General features: G+C 70.4%; 17 protein-coding genes and 1 tRNA gene. 3 read left to right on the forward strand and 15 right to left on the reverse strand.

The genetic code is table 11. The features are described 5' to 3' along the window. Positions 1 to 141 precede the first annotated feature (141 nt). From addA to ahcY, 4 genes are read right to left on the reverse strand one after another with little or no spacing between them, the layout of a single operon-like run. Positions 142 to 3654, reverse strand: coding sequence for a double-strand break repair helicase AddA (gene addA, locus U1T56_RS02705; RefSeq protein WP_418157902.1), 3513 nt, complete (start codon positions 3652 to 3654; stop codon positions 142 to 144). After that, positions 3651 to 6605, reverse strand: a complete 2955-nt coding sequence (gene addB / locus U1T56_RS02710; protein WP_418157903.1) for a double-strand break repair protein AddB — start codon at positions 6603 to 6605, stop codon at positions 3651 to 3653. Before addB ends, addA begins: the two co-directional genes overlap by 4 nt. A gap of 10 nt (positions 6606 to 6615) precedes the next feature. Next, positions 6616 to 7110, reverse strand: a complete 495-nt coding sequence (gene tsaE / locus U1T56_RS02715) for a tRNA (adenosine(37)-N6)-threonylcarbamoyltransferase complex ATPase subunit type 1 TsaE (RefSeq protein WP_418157904.1) — start codon at positions 7108 to 7110, stop codon at positions 6616 to 6618. A 13-nt stretch (positions 7111 to 7123) separates the two neighbouring features. Beyond that, the gene (ahcY, locus tag U1T56_RS02720; RefSeq protein ID WP_418157905.1) at positions 7124 to 8524 is read right to left on the reverse strand and encodes an adenosylhomocysteinase; all 1401 of its coding nucleotides are present in this window, start codon (positions 8522 to 8524) and stop codon (positions 7124 to 7126) included. Between the two features lie 463 nt (positions 8525 to 8987). Between ahcY and U1T56_RS02725 the strand changes: the two genes are divergently transcribed. Together U1T56_RS02725 and U1T56_RS02730 are read left to right on the forward strand one after the other, a co-directional pair. Continuing rightward, positions 8988 to 10382 (forward strand): cytochrome B6, encoded by a 1395-nt coding sequence (locus U1T56_RS02725; RefSeq protein WP_418157906.1) that lies wholly within the window; start codon positions 8988 to 8990, stop codon positions 10380 to 10382. Positions 10383 to 10417: 35 nt separating this feature from the next. Continuing rightward, on the forward strand, positions 10418 to 11020 hold the full coding sequence (locus U1T56_RS02730; RefSeq protein WP_418157907.1) for a DUF4142 domain-containing protein: 603 nt from the start codon (positions 10418 to 10420) through the stop codon (positions 11018 to 11020). Positions 11021 to 11038: 18 nt separating this feature from the next. Here U1T56_RS02730 and U1T56_RS02735 read toward each other — a convergent pair whose 3' ends face one another. The 11 genes from U1T56_RS02735 to U1T56_RS02785 form a co-directional block, all read right to left on the reverse strand. Beyond that, a complete protein-coding gene (locus U1T56_RS02735; protein WP_418157908.1) occupies positions 11039 to 11329 on the reverse strand; it encodes an HPr family phosphocarrier protein in 291 nt (96 codons plus the stop codon). Then, positions 11330 to 11737 carry a PTS sugar transporter subunit IIA gene (locus U1T56_RS02740; protein WP_418157909.1) on the reverse strand — a complete coding sequence of 136 codons (408 nt, stop codon included), beginning with the start codon at positions 11735 to 11737 and terminating at the stop codon, positions 11330 to 11332. Between the two features lie 10 nt (positions 11738 to 11747). After that, positions 11748 to 12608, reverse strand: coding sequence for an RNase adapter RapZ (rapZ, locus tag U1T56_RS02745; protein WP_418157910.1), 861 nt, complete (start codon positions 12606 to 12608; stop codon positions 11748 to 11750). Between the two features lie 7 nt (positions 12609 to 12615). Further along, the gene (locus U1T56_RS02750) at positions 12616 to 13068 is read right to left on the reverse strand and encodes an HPr kinase/phosphorylase (protein WP_418157911.1); all 453 of its coding nucleotides are present in this window, start codon (positions 13066 to 13068) and stop codon (positions 12616 to 12618) included. Between the two features lie 12 nt (positions 13069 to 13080). Further along, positions 13081 to 13548: a PTS IIA-like nitrogen regulatory protein PtsN gene (ptsN, locus tag U1T56_RS02755; protein ID WP_418157912.1), complete on the reverse strand. Its 468-nt coding sequence runs from the start codon at positions 13546 to 13548 to the stop codon at positions 13081 to 13083. Between the two features lie 79 nt (positions 13549 to 13627). Then, entirely contained in the window at positions 13628 to 15049 is a 1422-nt protein-coding gene (gene rpoN, locus U1T56_RS02760; protein ID WP_418157913.1) for an RNA polymerase factor sigma-54, read from the reverse strand. Positions 15050 to 15058: 9 nt separating this feature from the next. After that, positions 15059 to 15799: an LPS export ABC transporter ATP-binding protein gene (gene lptB, locus U1T56_RS02765; RefSeq protein WP_418158133.1), complete on the reverse strand. Its 741-nt coding sequence runs from the start codon at positions 15797 to 15799 to the stop codon at positions 15059 to 15061. Between the two features lie 68 nt (positions 15800 to 15867). Then, positions 15868 to 16569: a lipopolysaccharide transport periplasmic protein LptA gene (lptA, locus tag U1T56_RS02770; protein WP_418157914.1), complete on the reverse strand. Its 702-nt coding sequence runs from the start codon at positions 16567 to 16569 to the stop codon at positions 15868 to 15870. Between the two features lie 9 nt (positions 16570 to 16578). Then, complete coding sequence (locus tag U1T56_RS02775; RefSeq protein WP_418157915.1) at positions 16579 to 17601, reverse strand: KpsF/GutQ family sugar-phosphate isomerase; 1023 nt, start codon at positions 17599 to 17601, stop codon at positions 16579 to 16581. Between the two features lie 148 nt (positions 17602 to 17749). Continuing rightward, positions 17750 to 18361: a ribonuclease D gene (locus U1T56_RS02780; RefSeq protein ID WP_418157916.1), complete on the reverse strand. Its 612-nt coding sequence runs from the start codon at positions 18359 to 18361 to the stop codon at positions 17750 to 17752. 77 nt (positions 18362 to 18438) lie between these two features. After that, positions 18439 to 18525: transfer RNA gene (locus tag U1T56_RS02785), tRNA-Leu, on the reverse strand. Between the two features lie 136 nt (positions 18526 to 18661). On the opposite strand from U1T56_RS02785, the gene U1T56_RS02790 reads away from it, so the two are divergent. Then, complete coding sequence (locus U1T56_RS02790) at positions 18662 to 19609, forward strand: complex I NDUFA9 subunit family protein (protein ID WP_418157917.1); 948 nt, start codon at positions 18662 to 18664, stop codon at positions 19607 to 19609. Positions 19610 to 19668: the final 59 nt, after the last annotated feature.

Raw genomic sequence — 19668 nt, forward strand, 5'->3', positions numbered from 1 at the left:
GACGGACGGCCTTGCGGGAGCCGCACGGGAGACATGGCCGCACCCTCCTCCCTTCCGCTCGGGCCGGGCCCGATCCCCAACCCTACACCCCGAGCGCGGCAGCGGACCATCCCGTCCCGGCATCCGCTCTACCGGAGCATCTCACCCGGCGGGCATGTACCGGTCGAGCAGGGAAAGGGGCAGAAGGTCGAGGCGCGGCACCTCGGTCCACAACAGCGCCGCCTTGATCGTGCGGCCCGGATAGATCGAGCGCAGGAGCGCCCGGTAGGCGGCGAGCTGGCGCAGATAGGCCACCGGCGTCGCCTCGATCGTCCGTGGCGGCGTGCGGTTGCTCTTGTAGTCGACGAGCAGGACCTCGTCCGCCGTCACGGCGAGACGGTCGATCTGGCCCACGATCACCTGGCCGCCCACGACACCGCACAGCGGCTGCTCGACCCGGCTGCCGGGCGCGAACACGGGCGCCATCTCGGGCATGGCGACGAGATCGAGGACGCGCCCGGCGAGCCGCGCCCGCTGCTCCGGTGCGAGATCGTCGGCGAACGCGCGCAGCAGGCGGTCCGCCGCTGCCGGGCGCTGTTCCGGCGGCACGTCGGGCAGGAGCTGCAGCAGCCGGTGGACGAGGATGCCGTAGCGGAAGCGCAGGCTCGCCTCGGCGCCCGTGGGCGAGCTGGGGGGCGGCTCCTCGGGCTCTCCCTCCTGCCGCGACGGGGCGAGCGGACGCGGTGGCCGGGCCTCCTCGGGTGCAGGAGCGCTCGCCCAGAGCGGCAGGGGCTCGGCTTTCACGGCAGCGCCCGCGAGAGGTGCGGCGGTCACCGTCGCCGCCACGCCGCGGCGCAGCCGCAGGGCGGTGCCGGCGAAGCCCTTGCCGAGGTCGATCTCGAACCGCTCGACGTCGGGCATGGCCTCCATGGCCCTGCCGACCAGCTCGTGCCAGCTCGGCTCCGCGCCGCCGGCGCCTTCGTCGTCGCCGTCCGGCGCCTGCCCCTTCGCGACATTGCGGGGCAGCCAGCCCGTGACGTAGAGCCGGTCCCTGGCCCTGGTGAGCGCCACGTAGAGGAGGCGTCGCCGCTCCTCCGCCTCGCGGCGGGCATCCTCCTGCGCCAGCCGTTCGGTGAAGCCCTCGCGCTCGCCCTTGGCCGACCGCCAGAAGGGCAGCTCCGGGGAGCCGCCTTCCGGATCGGGGCTGCCCCAGAGCAGCCGTCCGCGCCGCGCCTGGCCGCGCGGGCCGGCATCGGCCAGGAACACGATCGGCGCCTCCAGGCCCTTGGCGCCGTGGACCGTGGTCACCCGGACCATGTCCTGCACCTTCTCGGGGTCGCGCTTCAGCTCGTCCTCGCCCATGCAGATCCAGTGCAGGAACCCCTGCAGCGAGGAGGGATGGCCCTGCTCGTAGGCGAGGGTCTGGCCGAGAAAGGCCTCGATCGGCTCGATCGCGTCGGGGCCGAGGCGGGCCAGGAGCCGCTTGCGGCCGCCGTCCGCACCCAGCACCCAGGCGTAGAACTCGAACGGCGGCATGAAGTCGGCGCGCTGCAGCCAGCGTGCGATCCGCTCGTAAGCCCCGCCGAAGCGCTGCGGCCGCCGCTCCGCAGCCTCGCGCAGGCGCTCCATCAGGCTGGCGGCACCCCGATCCCAGGCGAGCTCGAACAGATCGTCCTCGCCGAGCCCCACGAGCGGGCTCTTGAGGAGGCAGGCGAGGTTGAGGTCGTCCTCGGGCAGCAGCATGGCGCGGCCGAGAGCGATCAGATCCTGTACCGCGATGTGTTCGCGCAAAGAGAGCCGGTCCGCACCCGCCACCGGCACGCCCGTATGCTTGAGCGCCCGGATCACGAGCTCCTGCACGATCCCGCGCCGCGACACCAGGACGAGCACGTCGCCGGCACGGATCGGCCGGCCCGTGCTCTCGAGCCGCTCGCCCTGCTCGAGCCAGTGCTTCACGGTCGTGGCGATGGCGCGCGCCACCCGCCGCTCCGGCTCGTCGCTCACCCGAGGCGCATCGGGCAGGGGCCAGGGCTCCTCCGAGGGGCCGAGCTCGGCAGGCTGCGCCAGCGGCCACAGCTCGACGAGGCCGGCATCGTTGGCGCGCTCGGTGGCGTGATGCACCGTGTCGTCCATGTCGACGACGCCCGCCTTGGCCTCGGGCAGCGCGAACACGGCGTCGACCACGTTGAGGACGGCCTTCACCGAGCGGAAGGACCGGTCGAGCATCTCCGGCCGGATCGGCTTGCCGGCCGCGGCTGCCCGGGCCACCATCCGCTCCTTCACCCGGCGGAAATTGTCGAGATCCGCACCCTGGAAGCTGTAGATCGACTGCTTCTCGTCGCCGACCACGAAGAGCGTGCGCTCCTCCGGCCGCGCACCCGCGCCGGCGAAGAACTCCTCGGTCAGCTTCTCGATGATCGCCCACTGCGCCGGGCTCGTGTCCTGCGCCTCGTCGACCAGCACGTGGTCGATCCGGCAGTCGAGCTTGAACAGCACCCACTCGGTCTTGCCGGGCCGGCTCAGGAGCACCCGCACGCGCTCGATGAGATCGTCGTAGTCGAGCCCCGCCGCGTGGCGCTTCAGCGCCTCGTACGAATCGATCGCGGCGAAGCCGACGCGCAAGAGCGCTTCCGTGCGTCGGGCGATCATGAGCCCACGGATCTGGTCCGCGAGCCGCACGAGCCTCGCCTGCTCGAGGGTCAGGATGCGCAGCACGCGCTCGTCCTGCAGGACCTTCTTGGTGCCGAGGCTCTTGAGGGGACCGCCATCGGTCTTGAGGAAGCAGCGCTTGTACTCGACGAACAGGCGGACCCGGTCGCCGTGGGCGCAGTCGAGCCAGGTGAGGATCAACTGTCCGCGCTCGCAATCCTTGTCCGAGCCCCGGCTCAGCGCTCGGGCGGCATGGAGCAGGCCCTCGGCGTCGTAGACGCCGTCCGCGCAGGCGGCGTGCTCGATGAGCGAGGGCTCGTGGCCGGGCTCAACGCCGAGTGCTCGGTAGACGGCCGCGATCAGCGCCTCGACGTCGCCCCCGCACGCCGCCCGTGCTCGCAGAAGCCGTGTGCGCTGGCCCAGGATCTCCTCGAGCGTCTCGGTCAGGGTGCGCTCGGTGAGCGTCACCGCGAGCGTCTCCAGCGCTCTGCCGAGGGCGCTGTCGCGGTCGCGCCCCGCCATCAGCACGCGCTCGCGCGCCTCGCGCAGCAGCTCGGCCGCGGTGCGCTCGTCGATGGTCTCGAAGTGCGGCGGCACCTCGGCCTCGAGCGGGAAGCGCCGCAGCAAGGAGCCGCAGAGCGCATGGATGGTCATGATGTTGAGGCCGCGCGGCAGCTCCAGCACGAGCGCGAACAGCCGCCGCGCCTGCCGCAGCCGCTCCTCGTCCGCGGGCTCGCCCGTCAGCTCCTCGATCTCGGCCGCGAGCGCCGCGTCGTCGCTCGCGGTGGCCCAGGCCGCAAGCCGCTGCTCGATGCGCGCGGTCATCTCGGCGGCGGCGGCCTTGGTGAAGGTGATGCACAAGATCCCTTCGGGATCGGCCCCGGCGAGGAGAAGGCGCAGCACCCGGTCCGAGAGCACGCGCGTCTTGCCCGTGCCGGCATTGGCCGTGACCCAGACCGAGCTTTTGGGATCGGCCGCCCGGCGCTGGGCCGGGGTGGGGGGAAAACCGCGTCGGGGCACGCTCACGCCTCGGCCTCCGTGCCCCACCATTCCTTGAGCCGGGCGAGGTGCTCGTAATCGTTGAAGGCGGGCGCGATCTCAGGACGCGGCACCGGCACGTAGGGCGTGTTCGGATTGTCGAAATGCGCGATCAGCCGGGCGAGCCCGTCCTTCGCGTGGCCCAGCAGCTCGGCGAGATCGCCATCCTTGCCCAAGGGGTTGCGCTCCTCGCCGCTCACGGGCTCGCCGCCCTTGAGGCCCCAGAACAGCATCGCCGCCGGCGGGCAGGCCGGCACCTGCGAGAAGCCGCCTGCGGCCGCGATCAGGCACTCGATCGGAAGCTGCGGCGAGAGGCCCCGCTGCACCTCGCCGTTCCGGGGCAGAGGACCGGTCTTGTAGTCGACGATGGCGAGCTTCCCGTCGCTCAGGATCTCGACCCGGTCGGCGCGGGCGCGCACCCTGAAGGCTCCGGCCGGCGTCTCCAGCTCGATCATGCCCCGAACCTCGGTCACGATCCGCGCGACCTGCTCGCGCCGCCGCTTCTCCACCTCGCAGAACCAGGCGGCGATCCGCTCGAAGCGCGGCCACCACACCGTCCAGACCTGCGGCCGGTGGCCCTGGCGCGCGAAGTGGCGCAGGCCGATCGCGATCAGGCTGCCGCACGGATCGTCGGGAAGCGTGCATGGCCAGGTGCGCACGAACTCCTCGAGGGCTTGGTGGATGATTTCGCCGCGCTCGGCTCCGCCGGGATCGGCGTCGAGCGGGTCGAGCGGCTCGAGATCCAGCACCTTCCGCGCGTAGACGGCATAAGGATCGCGCATCAGCCGCTCGATGTCGGTGGCCCAGAGCTCGCGCGGGCGGGCATGGAGCGGCGGGCGCGGCTCGGGGCGGCGGATCGGGCGGGGCGGCCCGTCGGGCGCATCCAGCGCCTCGGTCCAGCCGGTCCAGCAGGCGTCGGCGGTCACGGCCCTCGCGGCGTCGACCGCCTTCAGGACGGCGTTCAGACGGGCGACCCAGCGCGAGGGTGTCGTGGGCGCTCCGTTCTCGTCCTTGGCCGCACGGCTCAGGACGACCTCGGGCGCGCAGACGCTCATCAGAAAGTCGTGCGCCGCGAAGCCGATCGCCTGCTCGACGGGCGGCAGGCCGAGCTGGGCGCGCATGGCGCGGTTGAGCCAGGGGCCGGAATCGACCGAAGGCGGCCAGGCGCCCTCGTTGAGCCCGCCCACGAGCACGAGATCGGCCTGCACGAGCCGGCTCTCGAGCTGACCCAGGATGGCGATGCGCGGATGAGCGTGATGGCGCGGGCGCACCGATTTCGTGCCCATGAGAACCGCCAAGAGCGCCGGATAGGCGCCGGTCGGCACCTCGTCCAGAACCTCGGCCGCGAGTTCGAGCTCGGCCACGAACTGGCGGGCGCAAGCGCCCGCCTCCTTGGCCCACAGCTCCGAGCTGCCGCCCTCGGCATCCGCGGCGAGGCGCTCGGCGAAGCCGAGATGCGCCCGCAGGAGCTCGAGGAAAGGCGCCTGCGGCCGGGCCAGGAGCTCGACCAGGGGCCGCGCGTCCTCGGCCAGCCGCTCGAGCCAGGCGAGCAGCTCCTCGGGCGGCACGGGTGCCGGCCACTTCTTCAGAGGATCGCGCTCGCGCAGCGCCGCCATGAGCCCGTCGAGCCCGCCGGCGAGCCGGGGGCCGCGCAGGATGGCCCGCTCCAGCGCCCGCACGTAGCGGCGGAAGTCGCGCTGGCCCATGCCGCCGCTGGCCAGAGGATGCTTCAGGGCGGCGAGCAGGGTCACGGGCGGCGCCTGCTCGGCGATCAGGTGCGCGGTCAACAGCAGGAAGCTGCCGGGCGGCGACTGGTCGAGCGGCACGCCGGCACTGTCGTCGACCCGAATGCCCCAGCGCAGGAGCTCGGCCGCGACGCGGCGGCCGAGAAAGCGGCTGGGGGTGACGAGGATGGCGCGCCGCCCCGGCGTCTCGATCGCCGCCCGCAGGCGCAGCGCCAGATGCAGGGCCTCTGCGGCATGGTCGGGCGCTTCGCACAGCTCGAGGCCGGTGAGCGCTTCCGGCGAGAGCGTCACCTCGCGCCGCCAGTCGTCGGTGGTGCTGGCCGGGCGCAGGACCTGACGCCACAGCTCGACCCGGGCCGGCGAGGTCGAAGCCGTCCCATCGTCGGGCCAGTCGCGGACGGCGGCGCGATCGACCTCCATGATCGCGAGCAGGCGCTTCAGGCCGAACTGCGGATGGCTCGGGCCTACGGCCCGCCAGCCGCGCTCGTCGAGGCTCCGGTCCAGGGCCGGGACGACGACGCAGCCCTGATCGTGGCGGGCGACGCAGGCGAGAAGGCGGGCCACGCAGGGGATGCTGCCGGTGAGCCCGGCCGCCAGCACGGGATGCGAAGGCGGCGTGCGCTGCCACTTCTCGCACAGCGCGTTCACGAGCCGGCAGCGGCGTGCCGTGGCGTCGATCCGGCCCTCGGCCTTCAGGATCGCGGGCCAGGCCTCGCGCAGGATCTGAAGGAAGCGCAGGGTCTCCTGCCAGTGCTCGGCGAGGTCGGCAGGGGCGAGCCGGTCCAGGCTCTCGAGGTCGATCTCCTCGTTGTGCAGCTCGTCGATGAAGCTCTCGAGCTCGCCCGCGAGCCGCACCGCCTGCTCGTGGGTCATCTCGTTATCGCGCGCCAGCACGAGCCGGGTGAGCAGCAGGCGGCGGCGCAAGGGCTCGATCGCCGGTGGCAGGTCGAGCTCGATCTCGGGATCGATCAGGATCTCGGCCTCGTCGGGCTCGCCGATCGGCACGAGGCGCGGCAGCAGCAACGGATCGCCCCGGCTCAGCCGCAGGAAGGTGTCGCGCGCGGCGAGGCAGGCCCGCCGGCTCGGCATGAGGAGAAGCGTATCGGCCAGCCGCTCGCGGTCCCAGGCCAGGAGTTCGCCCACGAGGCAGTCCAGAAAGGGCCGGTTGGCGGCGATCGTGTAGACGTTGGCCATGTCCCCGAGCTTATCGGGAACTTTCCTCTCCGGCGAGATGGGGCAGGAGGTCGATCCACCTTCCGGTGCCCAGAAGATGCACGCGGCGCACAGTGGCACCCGCCTCCGGCACCGCTTCGAGGCGGATGGTCAGCCGCTCCTCGGGCCAGAGCCAGGGGGCGCGGTCCGGCCATTCGACCAGGAGAGCGCCTTTGCGCCAGCATTCGTCGAGGCCGAGCTCGACCACCTCGCTCTCGTCGGCGAGGCGGTAGAGATCGCTGTGGCCGACCTCGAGCCTGGGCAGCTCGTAGGTCTGGACGAGGGTGAAGGTGGGGCTCGGTACCGGGATGTCGGCGCCGGCGAGCGAGCGGATCACGGCACGGGCGAGCTCGCTCTTGCCCGCACCGAGGTCGCCTTCGAGGAGGACGACCGATCCGGGTGCGAGCGAGGCGGCGAGCCGCCCCGCCAGAGCCCGGGTCGCGTCGAGGTCGGGCAGAAGGAAGCTGCGCTCCGCAGTGCCACCCATGCCCGGGGCCGTCTCAGTAGCGGTAGTGCTCGGGCTTGAACGGCCCCTGCGGCGCCACGCCGATATAGGCTGCCTGCTTCGGGGTGAGCTTCGTGAGCTTCACGCCGATCTTCTCGAGGTGCAGGGCCGCCACCTTCTCGTCGAGCTTCTTCGGCAGCGTGTAGACCTTGGGGGCGTAGGCCTCGGGATTGGTCCAGAGTTCGATCTGCGCCAGGGTCTGGTTGGTGAACGAGGCCGACATGACGAAGCTCGGATGGCCCGTGGCGCAGCCGAGGTTCACGAGCCGGCCCTCGGCCAAGAGGATGATCCGCTTGCCGTCCGGGAACTCGACCTCGTCGACCTGCGGCTTGACGTTGTGCCAGCGGAAGTTGCGCAGGGCCGAGACCTGGATCTCGCTGTCGAAGTGGCCGATGTTGCAGACGATCGCCCGGTCCTTCATGGCGCGCATGTGGTCGAGCGTGATGACGTCGACGTTGCCCGTGGCGGTCACGAAGATGTCGCCACGCGGCGCGGCCTCCTCCATGGTCGTGACCTCGTAGCCCTCCATGGCGGCCTGAAGCGCGCAGATCGGGTCGATCTCGGTGACGATCACCCGCGCACCCGCATTGCGCAAGGAGGCGGCCGAGCCCTTGCCGACGTCGCCGAAGCCCGCGACCACGGCGACCTTGCCCGCCATCATCACGTCGGTGGCGCGGCGAATACCGTCGACGAGGCTCTCGCGGCAGCCGTAGAGGTTGTCGAACTTCGACTTGGTGACGCTGTCGTTGACGTTGATCGCCGGGAACAGGAGCTCGCCGCGGCGCTCCATGTCGTAGAGGCGATGCACGCCGGTCGTGGTCTCCTCGGTGACACCACGGATGGAATCGCCGAGCGCCGTGTACCAGCCCGGCTTCTCCTTCAGGCGCTTCTTCATCGCCTTGAACAGCGCCTCCTCCTCGTCGTTCTTGGGATCGTCGAGGATCGAGGGATCACGCTCGGCCTTGCGGCCCAGGATGCAGAGGAGCGTGGCGTCGCCGCCGTCGTCCAGGATCATGTTGGGGAAGCCACCGTCGCCCCACTCGCAGATCCGGTGCACGTACTCCCAGTACTCGTCGAGCGTCTCGCCCTTGACGGCGAACACAGGGGTGCCGCCGGCGGCGATGGCGGCCGCGGCGTGGTCCTGGGTCGAGAAGATGTTGCAAGACGCCCAGCGCACGTCGGCGCCGAGATGCTTCAGGGTTTCGATCAGCACCGCGGTCTGGATCGTCATGTGCAGACAGCCGGCGATCCGGGCACCCTTGAGCGGCTGGCGCGGGCCGTACTCCGCGCGGATCGCCATGAGACCCGGCATCTCGGTCTCGGCGATGGCGATCTCCCGGCGGCCCCACTCGGCGAGCCCGATGTCCGCGACCTTGTAGTCGGCAAATCCGCTCATGACGATTTCCTGCACACTGCCTCTAGATGAAGGACGCGAAACGCACGCCACCCCGCGGGCGGCGGACCGCGAGCCGTGGAGCGTTAAGCATAGGCGGGGCGCCTCGGCAAGCCGCGCGCCGTCGCGGGCGAGCCGCTCTTGTAGGGTCGGTACGTTCTAGGATAATGTTCCGGATCGGTCCGGGGCAACCGCAATGCGGGAAACTGGCGGCCCCGCGAGTCAAAATTGCACGAACGAATTCGCAAAACCAAGGGATTTCAATGGTCAACACTTTCTGTGTCGATCGATTTCCGCCCGGTCCGCCCTGCGGGAGTCGGTCGGGTGAGCGGTCCGAGCGCGTCCACCGGCCGGCTTCGGGGCGCGGGAGCGCAGGAACAGAGTGCATCTTCGTACGTTGGGGTGACCGGTACGGCTGTCCGGTAGCGCTGGTGCAGCCGAGACGAGCTCGCGACAGGAGGAATGGATGCCTGCCTTCCTGCGAACCTTGCCGCCGCTGGCCGGAGCGCTGCTGTGCAACGTCACGGTGCTGGCCGACCCGTTACCGCCCGATGCCACCTATCGGCCCCTGCCCACGCTGCCGCTCAGCGCCGTGAAGGCGAACGACGAGGCGGAGAAGCCGCAGGTCATGCAGCGTCAGACCGATGTTCTGGCACAGCGCTACGACCTTTCGGATCGCCCGATACCGGGCGTCATGATGTCGGGCGGGCGCAAGCCCGTTCAGGGCGGCGTGCGCGTCAGGCTGCCCGAAGGCGTCACCTGGGATGGTCTCGCGCGCATGAGCCCCGACGAGATCAAGGCGAAAGGGCTCCTGCCGGCGGGCTTCAAGCCCTTGCCGCACGTCAAGCAGGCGACCGGCGGCCAAGTGTTCCCGAACGTCGAGATCGACGAGATCCAGAAGCAGGAGGGCCGCAACCTGCGCCGGTTCGACGTCGATTTCGACCTGCCCGACCGCTTCACGCCGGAGTTCCCCGCACCGGTCTTCCTCACCTCCCATCCCGAGCTCGGCGACGTCTCGAGAGGCCAGCTCCTCACGATCAGGAACTTCTACGAGCTGATGGTGGGGCTGATCACGCCCGTGCAGATGGAGGGCCTGCGCCTCCTGCTCACGCCGTTCCCGCAGGAGGAGTTCAACCAGACCGAGGACCGCAAGGTCGCGGAGCAGAGCAACGGCGTCGCCTGCCTCGACTGCCATGCCAACTTCCACACCAACGCCGCCTTCCACCAGACGCCGGACGTGCGCCCGCAGGCGGCCCGGTTCCGCCTCGACACCACCAGCTTGCGCGGTATGTTCAACCAGCAGATCCACGGCTCGAAGCGCTCGTTGCGCTCGGTCGAGGACTTCACCGAGTTCGAGCAGCGCACCGCTTACTTCAACGGCGACCACGTCAGCGCCACCCGCAAAGGGCCGCATCTGCCGGATCGGACCAACCAGGTCGCGATGATGGCGCAGATGCAGAACATGATCGACTTCCCGCCGGCACCGAAGCTCGACCCGTTCGGCCGCCTCGATCCGGCGAAGGCGAGCCCGCAGGAGCTGGCCGGCGAGAAGGTGTTCCTCGGCAAGGGGCGCTGCGCCGAGTGCCACGTGCCGCACACGTCGTTCTTGGACAACAATATGCACGACCTGATGCTCGAGCGCTTCTACGAGATCGGGCACACCGAGAACGGCCTCGTCCAGCTTCCCGACGGCCCGATCAAGACCTTCACGCTGCGCGGCATCAAGGACTCGCCGCCCTATCTCCACGACGGCCGGCTGCTGACGCTCGCCGATACGGTCGAGTTCTTCAACCTCGTGCTCCGGCTGCAGCTCACGCAGCAGGAGAAGGACGATCTCGTGGCCTACATGCTGGCGCTGTGAGCCGCGGCAGGACTTACGGAAGGAGGAAGTGCGCGATGCGACCTCTCGCGATCATGGCGGCCGTGACCCTGCTTCTCGCCGCCCCGGCCTGGGCGCAGAACACCAAGCCTGCGGCCGGCAATCCGGCGGGCATGGCGCCGCTCACGCCGAAGGCGGCTCCCGGCATGCCGGCTGCGCATCAGCCGAACCAGGCGGACCGGCTGTTCATCCGCGAGGCCGCGATCGGCGGCAAGGCCGAGGTCGAGCTCGCCGAGCTCGCCCAAGGCTCGGCCCGGAGCGATGCGGTGAAGAGCTTCGCCCGGCGCATGGTCGAGGATCATGGCAAGGCGAACGAGCGGCTGGCCTCTCTCGCCAGGGAGGCCGGCGTCACCCCGCCCGACGAGCTCGACCCCGAGCACCAGGCCATGCACGACCGGCTGAAGGGGCTGAAGGGGGCGGCGTTCGACCGCGCCTACATCGAGGGCCAGGTGCAGGACCACCAGAAGACCGCCCAACTCCTCGAGTGGGAGATCGGCTCCGGCCAGGATCCGACGCTCGAGAGCTTCGCGTCGGAGACCCTACCGGTCGTGCTCGAGCATCTGCGGATGGCGCGGGACATCGCAACGCAACTGACCCTCACGGCCAGCAAGGAGCCGTAACGGGTCGGGGGAGCGCTGCTACTCGTCGAAGCCGCGCTCGATCAGATCGCACAGAGCGGCGAGGGCGGCTTCCGCGTCCTCGCCGTCGGCGCGGAGCGTGAGCACGGTGCCGGCACCCGCCGCGAGCAGCATCAGGCCCAGGATCGAGGTGCCGACCACCGTCATGTCGTCGCGGCTGACCTCGACCCGGGCCGAGAACCTCTCGGCCGTGCGCACGAACTTCGCCGCCGCCCTCGCGTGCAGGCCACGCTGGTTGCAGATGGTCGCCTGCCGGACGAGAGGCTGCGGCGCGTCGGCGCTGTCGGTCATTCAGGCCCTGTCCCCGTTGAGCAGCTGGCTCGCCACGTTGATGTACTTGCGGCCGGCCTCCTGTGCCGCGATCACGGCCTCGCGCAGGGGTTCGCTCTGGCGCACGCTCGCGAGCTTGATCAGCATCGGCAGGTTGACGCCGGCGATCACCTCGATCCCTTTCCGGTCCATGGTCGAGATGGCGAGGTTCGAGGGCGTGCCGCCGAACATGTCGGTGAGCACCACGACCCCGCTGCCGTCGTCGACCTCGCGGATGGCGTCGACGATCTCGCTGCGTCGCTGTTCGATGTCGTCGTCGGCATCGATGCAGATGGCGCGGACCTGTGCTTGCGGCCCCACGACATGCTCCATGGCGGCGAGGAATTCGGCCGCCAGCCTGCCGTGGGTGACGAGGACGAGACCGATCATGAAGCGGCCCTCAATCCTGCGTCCCGCGCGCGAGCTCACGATGGACCGTGGTCGCATTCCAGCCGCGGCGACGCAGCCATTCACTTGTCATCTCGGCCAGGAACACCGACCGGTGCTTCCCGCCCGTGCATCCGAACGCGATCGTCAAGTAGCTCTTCCCTTCATTCTGATAGCGCGGCAGCAGCGGCAGGACGAGGGCCTCGAGATTGCCGACGAAGCCGGCGAAGTCCGGATCGGCCCGGATATGCTCCTGAACGGCCGCATCGAGCCCGGTCAGAGGCCGCAGCGCATCCACGTAATGCGGGTTGCGCAGGAACCGCACGTCGAACACGAGATCGGCCTCGCGCGGCAGGCCGTGCCGGTAGGCGAACGAGAGCACGGCGATGGTGAGCCGGCGGTCCTCGGCGCCGAAGCGGCCGGCGAGGATGCGTCGGAGATCCGGCAGCGACAGCTCGCTCGTGTCGATCAGGATGTCGGCTGCGGCCTTCAGGGGCTCCATGAGCCGGCGCTCGGCGGCGAGCGCGTCGCCGACGGCGCTGATCTCGGCCAGGGGGTGCCGCCGCCGGGTCTCGCTGAAGCGGCGGCGCAGCACCTCGTCCTCGCACTCGAGGAACAGGAGGATGGGCGAGAGCCCGGGCTGTGCCTTCACCTCGGTGAGCGCCATGAGCAGCCTTTCCGGCGCGAACCCGCGCGTGCGGCTGTCGATGCCGATCGCGAGGCGCTGCGGCCCGCTCTCGTCGCTGCGCGAGATCCGGGCGAGCAGGTTGACGGGCAGGTTGTCCACGGCCTCGAAGCCGAGATCCTCCAGGATCTTGAGGCAGGAGGTGCGGCCCGCCCCCGACATGCCGGTCACGACCACGATGTCGCTCATCGGCTCTTCAGCCCGCCCTGCACGCAGCCAGAGCGATCAGGATAGAGGCTACCGCCGCCGGGTCGCCGGCATCGAGCGAGAGAACGGGCACGGCGATATCGGCAATCGTCGTCGTCCGACGCTCCGGAAGGCGCTCGCGCTCCGTCCCGGCCGGCAGCAGCTCCACGCAGAGGCTCACGCGCACCCTTTCCGTGTTGACGAGGCGGAAGATGCCGTTGCCTCTGAGCTCGATCAAGCCCGCAGGCGATACGGCCTCGGCGCAAACCATGCCGCCCCGTCGCGTCACCTTGACCAGATCGTCGGCGACGAGCCAGGCGCCGGCCGCGAGCAGTCGCGCGAGCAGGCTCGATTTTCCGACGCCGGACGGACCCAGCAGCAGCACACCCCGGCCGGCCCAGGCCACGGCCGAGGCATGGAGGTGCCAGGAAGAAGCCTCTTCGCACGCGAGCGGCTCGGCCATGAGGGCTGCCGGTCAGGCGGTGCCGCCGGCTCGCCGGCCGGTGAGGAGCTCGTAGACCTGCGCCGGATCCTGCTCGGTGCGCAGGCGGGCGCAGATCTCGGGATCGCGCAAGAGGCGGGCGATCCGTGCCAGCGCCTTGAGCTGCGCGTTGTTCGCCTCCTCCGGTGCCAGGAGCAGAAAGACGAGATCGACGGGCGCATCGTCGAGAGCGTCGTAGTCCACGGGCACGGCCATGCGGGCGAAGAGGCCCACGAGTTGAGCCAGGTCCTTCACCCGTGCGTGCGGGATCGCGATGCCCTCGCCGATGCCGGTGGTGCCGAGCTTCTCGCGCTGGTTCAAGGCGGCCAGGATCACGGCCGCATCGATCCCGGTGATGCCAGACGCGGCATCCGCGAGCTCCTGGAAGAGCTGCCGCTTGCTGGCACAGCGCAGGCCGAGCACGATCCGCTCAGGCGTCAGGAACCCGTCAATGTCGACCATCGAAGGTCTCCCAAACGGCAGGCCGGCACGAGCGCCGGGGCTGCCGCCGCTCCCTGGCCACGCACCAGGGCGCTCGCCTTCAGCGACCGAGAGCCTTGGCACGGCGGCGTTCCACGGATGAGGCGATCCCGAGCGACTCGCGGTACTTGGCCACGGTCCGCCGGGCGATCATCACTCCTTTGGCCTTGAGTGCGGCCACGATCTGGTCGTCCGAGAGCACCTCGGTCGGGCTCTCCCGGTCGATCATGCGCTTGATCATCTGACGGATCGCTTCGGCGCTGTGCGCCTGGTCGCCCGAGGTGGCCGGGATCGCGGTCGTAAAGAAATACTTGAGTGGAAAGGTTCCGTGCGGTGTCGCGACATACTTGTCGGAGGTGGCGCGGCTCACCGTGCTCTCGTGCAGCCCGGTCGCCGCGGCGATGTCGCGCAGGACCAGCGGCCGCAGATGCTGGGCGCCACCTTCGAGGAACGGGATCTGCCGAGCGAAGATCGCCTTGCCGACCCGGAGCATGGTGCGTGCCCGCTGGTCCAGCGCCTTCGCGAGCCAGTTCGCCGACTGGATCCGCTCGCTGAGATACTCCCTGGTGCGACGGTCGAGAGCACATTGCCGGGTCAGCTCGGCGTGGTAGTCCACGTCGACCAGAACCCGGGGCAGCGTGCCGGCGTTCAGCTCGACCCGCCAGCGGCCGTCGCCGGTGGGAAGGACGAACAAGTCTGGCACCACGGTCGGCGGCTCATCGGGCGCGAAGGTGAGGCCCGGCTTCGGATCGAGCCGCTTGATCTCGGCGATCATATCCTGGAGGTCCTCGGCGTCGACCCCGCAGCGGCGCATGAGCTCGTTGAAGTCGGCCTTGGCCAGGAGCGGCAGGTTCGCGATCAGCGTGGCCATGGCCGGGTCGAACCGGTTCTTCTCCTTGAGCTGCAGTGCCAGGCACTCGGCGAGATCGCGCGCACCCACGCCCGTGGGCTCGCAGCGCTGGAGTGCCGCGCGGATCTCGCTCACGACTGCAGGCTCGAGGTGGAACCGCGCCGCCAGCGTCGCGTCGTCCTCGCGCAGGTAGCCGTCGTCCTCGACGCTCTCGACGATCTGCAGGACGGCGTCACGCAGCCGCGGCTCGCGGAGCAGAGCCATGACCTGCTCGGCGAGATGCTCGCGCAGGCCCTTGGCACGGGTCAGCCGGGCCTCGAACGGCGTGCGCTCGTCGTCGAAGGAGGGGCTGCCGGCCCGCTTCACCGACAAGGAGAAGTCGGCGGGGCGGGGCGCGGCGGCCGGCAGCGGCGCCGCTGTAGGAGCGGGCTCGGCCGTTCCCGCGGCGGCGAGGACGCCGGCATCGCGGTCGGCCCGCTGCAGGAACGGGTTGTCGGCAACCTCCCTGTCGACGGCGCTGGCCAGCTCGATGTTGGACATCTGCAGGAGGCGGATGGCCTGCTGCAGCTGCGGGGTGAGCACCAGGCTCTGGGTCTGGCGCAGGTCGAGCCGGATGCCGGGGGCCAAGCTCATGGGCGTATTCTAGAGGCTGAACCGCTCTCCGAGATACACCCGGCGGACCGCAGGGTCGGCCACGATCTCGGCAGGCGTGCCCTCGCGCAGCACCGCGCCGTCGTGCAGGATGTAGGCGCGGTCGATGATCTCGAGCGTGTCGCGGACATTGTGATCGGTGATGAGGACCCCGAGCCCGCGGTCCTTGAGATGGCCGACGAGCTCGCGGATCTCCGCGACGTTGATCGGGTCGATGCCGGCCAAGGGCTCGTCGAGCAGGACGAAGCTCGGGTTGGCGGCAAGGGCGCGCGCGATCTCGACCCGCCGGCGTTCGCCGCCCGAGAGCGCCAAGGCTGGAGCGCGGCGCAGATGGGTCAGCGCGAACTCGTCGAGCAACCGGTCGAGCAGCGCCTCGCGCCGGTCGCGATCCGGCACCGCGATCTGGAGCACGGCGCGGATATTGTCCTCGACGTTGAGCCCGCGGAAGATCGAGGCTTCCTGCGGCAGGTAGCCGATGCCGAGGCGCGCCCGCCGGTGCATCGGCAGGTGGGTGATGTCGTGCTCGTCGAGCAGGACCTGCCCGGCATCGGCCGCGATCAGGCCGGTGATGATGTAGAACGAGGTCGTCTTGCCGGCGCCATTGGGGCCGAGCAGGCCGACGGCCTCGCCACGGTGGACGTTCAGGGAGACATCGCGCAGCACCGTGCGGCCGCGATAGTGCTTGGCGAGATGGCGCGCCGCGAGGGTCGCCCGGCGGACGTCCCGCCGCAGCGCCGGTGCCGCGCGTCCGAGCGCTGGAGCGCGGTCTTCCACGAGGACGTGCGGTGAGATGCCCACGCTCAGCGGCCCTTCTGGTTCGGCTGGTCGGGCGGGTTCTGCTCGGGCACGAACAGAGCGCGCACGCGTTGGTCACGCTTGCCCGCGGCCACGGTCGCCGCCGGCGCACCCGTCACGACCGAGATGCCGGTGGCGAGATCGCTGTCGAGCCGGGTGCCGCGCACGACGTTCTGGCCGCGGGTCAAGACGACGTTGCCCAAGAGCACGACCTTGCGCGTGGTCGGGTCGTAGACGCCGGAATCGCCCTGCGCGGTCTCGGTGGGTGTCGTCACCAGCACGTTCCCTTCGGCCTCGACCCGCCGGATGCTCTGATCGCTGCCGCCGGCCGGCTGCTGACCGCTCTGGCCCTGGCTCGCCTGGTCCTGGTCGTTCTGGGTGTAGAAGACGCGCAAGATGTCGGCGCGCAGCGACATCGTGCCCTGCACGGCCTCGACATTGCCCGAGAACGTCGCGATCTGGCTGTTCTGGTCCACCGTGAGCCGGTCGGACACGATCTCGATCGGCTTCCCGCTGTTGCCCGAGCCGCTGGAGGGCTTGCCCGGCGCCGCCGTCTGCACGCCGGGGGCAGGCTTCGCCGGCGGGCTCTTCTGCTGCGCGTCGGCGTACCCGGCGCCGGCCGTCACCACGAAGGCGAGGCCCGCGAGCACGGCCGCCACGAGCCGCCATGCCTGTCGGCCATGGGACACGGTACCGCTAGCTTCCATCGGCGGCGCTCATGCGATGCCCACCTTGAGGCAGTCGTGCAGGTGGAGAGCGCCCACGGGGCGGCCGTCCTCCACCACGAACAGCACGGTCACCGGGCGCGGCGGCCCGTTCATCACCGCGACCGCCTCGACCGCCAGAGCGCGCGAATCGATCGTGCGCGGGTTCGGGGTCATGATCTCGCCGGCCGTGCGGTCGAACATGTCGGGCGCCATGTGGCGGCGGAGGTCGCCGTCGGTGATGATGCCGACGAGCCGGCCGGCCTCGACCACGCCGACACAGCCGAGCCGCTTGCGGGTCATCTCCAGGACGGTGTCGGAAAGGCGCGTGCCCGGCTCGACGAGCGGCAGCTCCTCGCCTTTGTGCATGAGCTGCTCGACCCTGAGGAGCTGGCTGCCCAGCTTGCCACCCGGATGAAACACGGCGAAGTCGCGGGCCGAGAAGCCGCGCCGCTCGAGCAGCGCCACCGCGAGCGCGTCGCCCAGCGCCAGCATGCAGGTGGTTGAGGTGGTGGGGGCGAGGCCCATCGGGCAGGCCTCACCGACCTGAGGGAGGACGAGACAGTGGTCGGCGGCTTCGGCGAGCGTGCTGCCGGCGCGCCCGACCACGGCGACGAGCGGGATCGAGAACCGGCGCGTGTAGAGGATGAGGTCGCGCAGCTCGATGGTCTCGCCCGAGTTGGAAAGGGCGATGACGGCGTCCTGCGGTGTGATCATGCCGAGGTCGCCGTGGCTCGCCTCGCCGGGGTGGACGTAAAGGGCGGGTGTGCCGGTCGAGGCCATGGTGGCGGCGATCTTGCGGGCGACGTGCCCGCTCTTGCCCATGCCGGTGACGCAGACGCGGCCCGTGACCCCGGCGAGGAGACCGACGACCTCGGCGAAGCTGTCGCCGATCGTCTCGGCGAGCCGCCGCAGCGCGTCCGCCTCGGCCAGGATCACCCGACGCCCGCTGGCGAGAGCACCTGCGGCCTCGGCCGCATCGCGACTGCGGACTGCCGATGCTTGGTCGAGAGAGGCGAGGCTAGCTGACACCATGGCTCCATGCTTCGTCTGGCTGCCGGCTGGATCGGGGACGGTGCTCGGCACCGACGCCGGAGGCGAGACGGCAGCGAGTATCCGGTCGGACTCCGAGGCCGTCAACGCGTCCGGCTCGACAGGGCGGCACCGTCCGCGCGGATTTCTATCAGTGCGCGAAAATGTCCTGCTCGGACCATCCGGCAAGGTCGAGCTCGGCCCTGACTGGCAGGAAATCGAAGCAAGCTCGCGCCAGCTCCGTCCGCCCCTCCCGGGCCAGCATCAGATCGAGGCGGGCGCGCAGCGCGTGCAGATGCAGGACGTCGCGCGCGGCGTAGCGCATCTGCATCTCGCTCAGGCGCTCGGCTCCCCAGTCCGAACTCTGCTCGGTCTTGTCCAGCTCGATGCCCAGGACCTCGCGCACCAGGTCCTTCAGGCCGTGGCGGTCGGTGTAGGTGCGAGCGAGCTTGGAGGCGATCTTCGTGCAGTAGACCGGCCGGCACACGACATCGAGATAGCGCCGGATGACGGCGAGGTCGAAGCGCGCATAATGGAAGATCTTGAGGCGGTCCTGGTCCCCGAGCAGCCGCCGCAGGTTGGGTGCGGCATAATCGCCCTGGGAAAGCTGGACCAGATGCGCCGTGCCGTCGCCGGCCGAGAGTTGGACGACGCACAGGCGGTCGCGGACCGGGTTGAGGCCCATGGTCTCGCAGTCGACGGCGACGACCCCGCCGAGGTCGAGATCGTCCGGAAGATCGTCACGATGGAGGGTGATGTTCATGTCACGGCTGCTCGTCACGTCGCAGAGGAGGGCATACCCCATAATGGTCAAGAGAACCCCATCGGCCTCGTGCGACGTGGTGCCCAGGAGAGGACTCGAACCTCCACGCCCTTGCGGGCGCTAGCACCTGAAGCTAGTGCGTCTACCAATTCCGCCACCTGGGCAGCGCGTGCCCCGTTGTGTATGAGCAAGCGCCGCGGACGTCAACAGGGGGAACCCGTCTTTTCGTCCGCGACCGAACTCCACCGGTGCCGGGCTCCCGCAGCGGCGTCCGCCGGCCCTCATCAGATGTGCGGAGGAATGATGCGCAGCAAGGTCGTCACGGTCTTTGGCGGCTCGGGCTTCATCGGTCGTTACGTGGTCAAGCGGCTGGCCGAGCAGGGCGCCGTGATCCGGGTGGCGACCCGCCGCCCCGATTGCGCCGTGTTCCTCAAGCCCATGGGGGCCGTGGGCCAGATCGTCCTCGAGCCGTGGAACCCCTCGCTCGCGGGCGAGGCCGACCGTCTGCTCGCCGGCGCCAATGCCGCGGTCAATCTCATCGGCATCCTGTTCGAGCGCCGCTCCGGCGACTTCGACCGGTTACAGGCCCGGTTGCCCGGCGAGATCGGCGCTGCCGCGGCCCGGCACGGTCTCGAGCGCGTCGTCCACATCTCGGCGATCGGCGCCGACCCGAACTCGGCCAGCGCCTATGCCCGCAGCAAGGCCGCAGGCGAGGCAGCGCTGCGCGCGAGCTTCCCGCAGGCCACGATCCTGAGGCCCAGCATCGTCTTCGGCCCCGAGGACAGCTTCTTCAACCGCTTTGCGCGGCTGATGCAGTTCTCGCCGGTGCTGCCCCTGATCGGCGGTGGGCGGACGCGCTTTCAGCCCGTCTATGTCGGCGACGTCGCCGACGCGGTGATGGCGGCGCTGACCCGCCCCGATGCGCTCGGACGCACCTACGAGCTCGGCGGGCCCGCCGTCTACAGCTTCAAGGAGCTCATGAGCTACCTGCTCCGGGTCACCGGCCGGCGGCGGCTCCTTGTCAACCTGCCGTTCGGCCTGGCCCGCCTGCAGGCGAGCATCCTGCAGCACCTGCCCGAGCCGCCTCTGACCCCGGACCAGCTCGAGCTGCTCAAGCACGATAACGTCGTGATGCCGGGCGCCCCCGGCCTCGCCGAGCTCGGCATCCAGCCGACACCGCTCGAGGTCGTGGTGCCGCAGTACCTGCGGGCCTACGCCCGGCCCGATCTGCGTCCGCCCGTCGTCTGAGCGCAGGATCGCTGCCGCCCGATCAACCTTTCCTTAACCGGTCCCGTGCATCCTGCCGC

The organism is Benzoatithermus flavus (assembly GCF_037908215.1).
In the GTDB taxonomy this organism is placed as follows: Bacteria; Pseudomonadota; Alphaproteobacteria; order Geminicoccales; family Geminicoccaceae; genus Benzoatithermus; species Benzoatithermus flavus.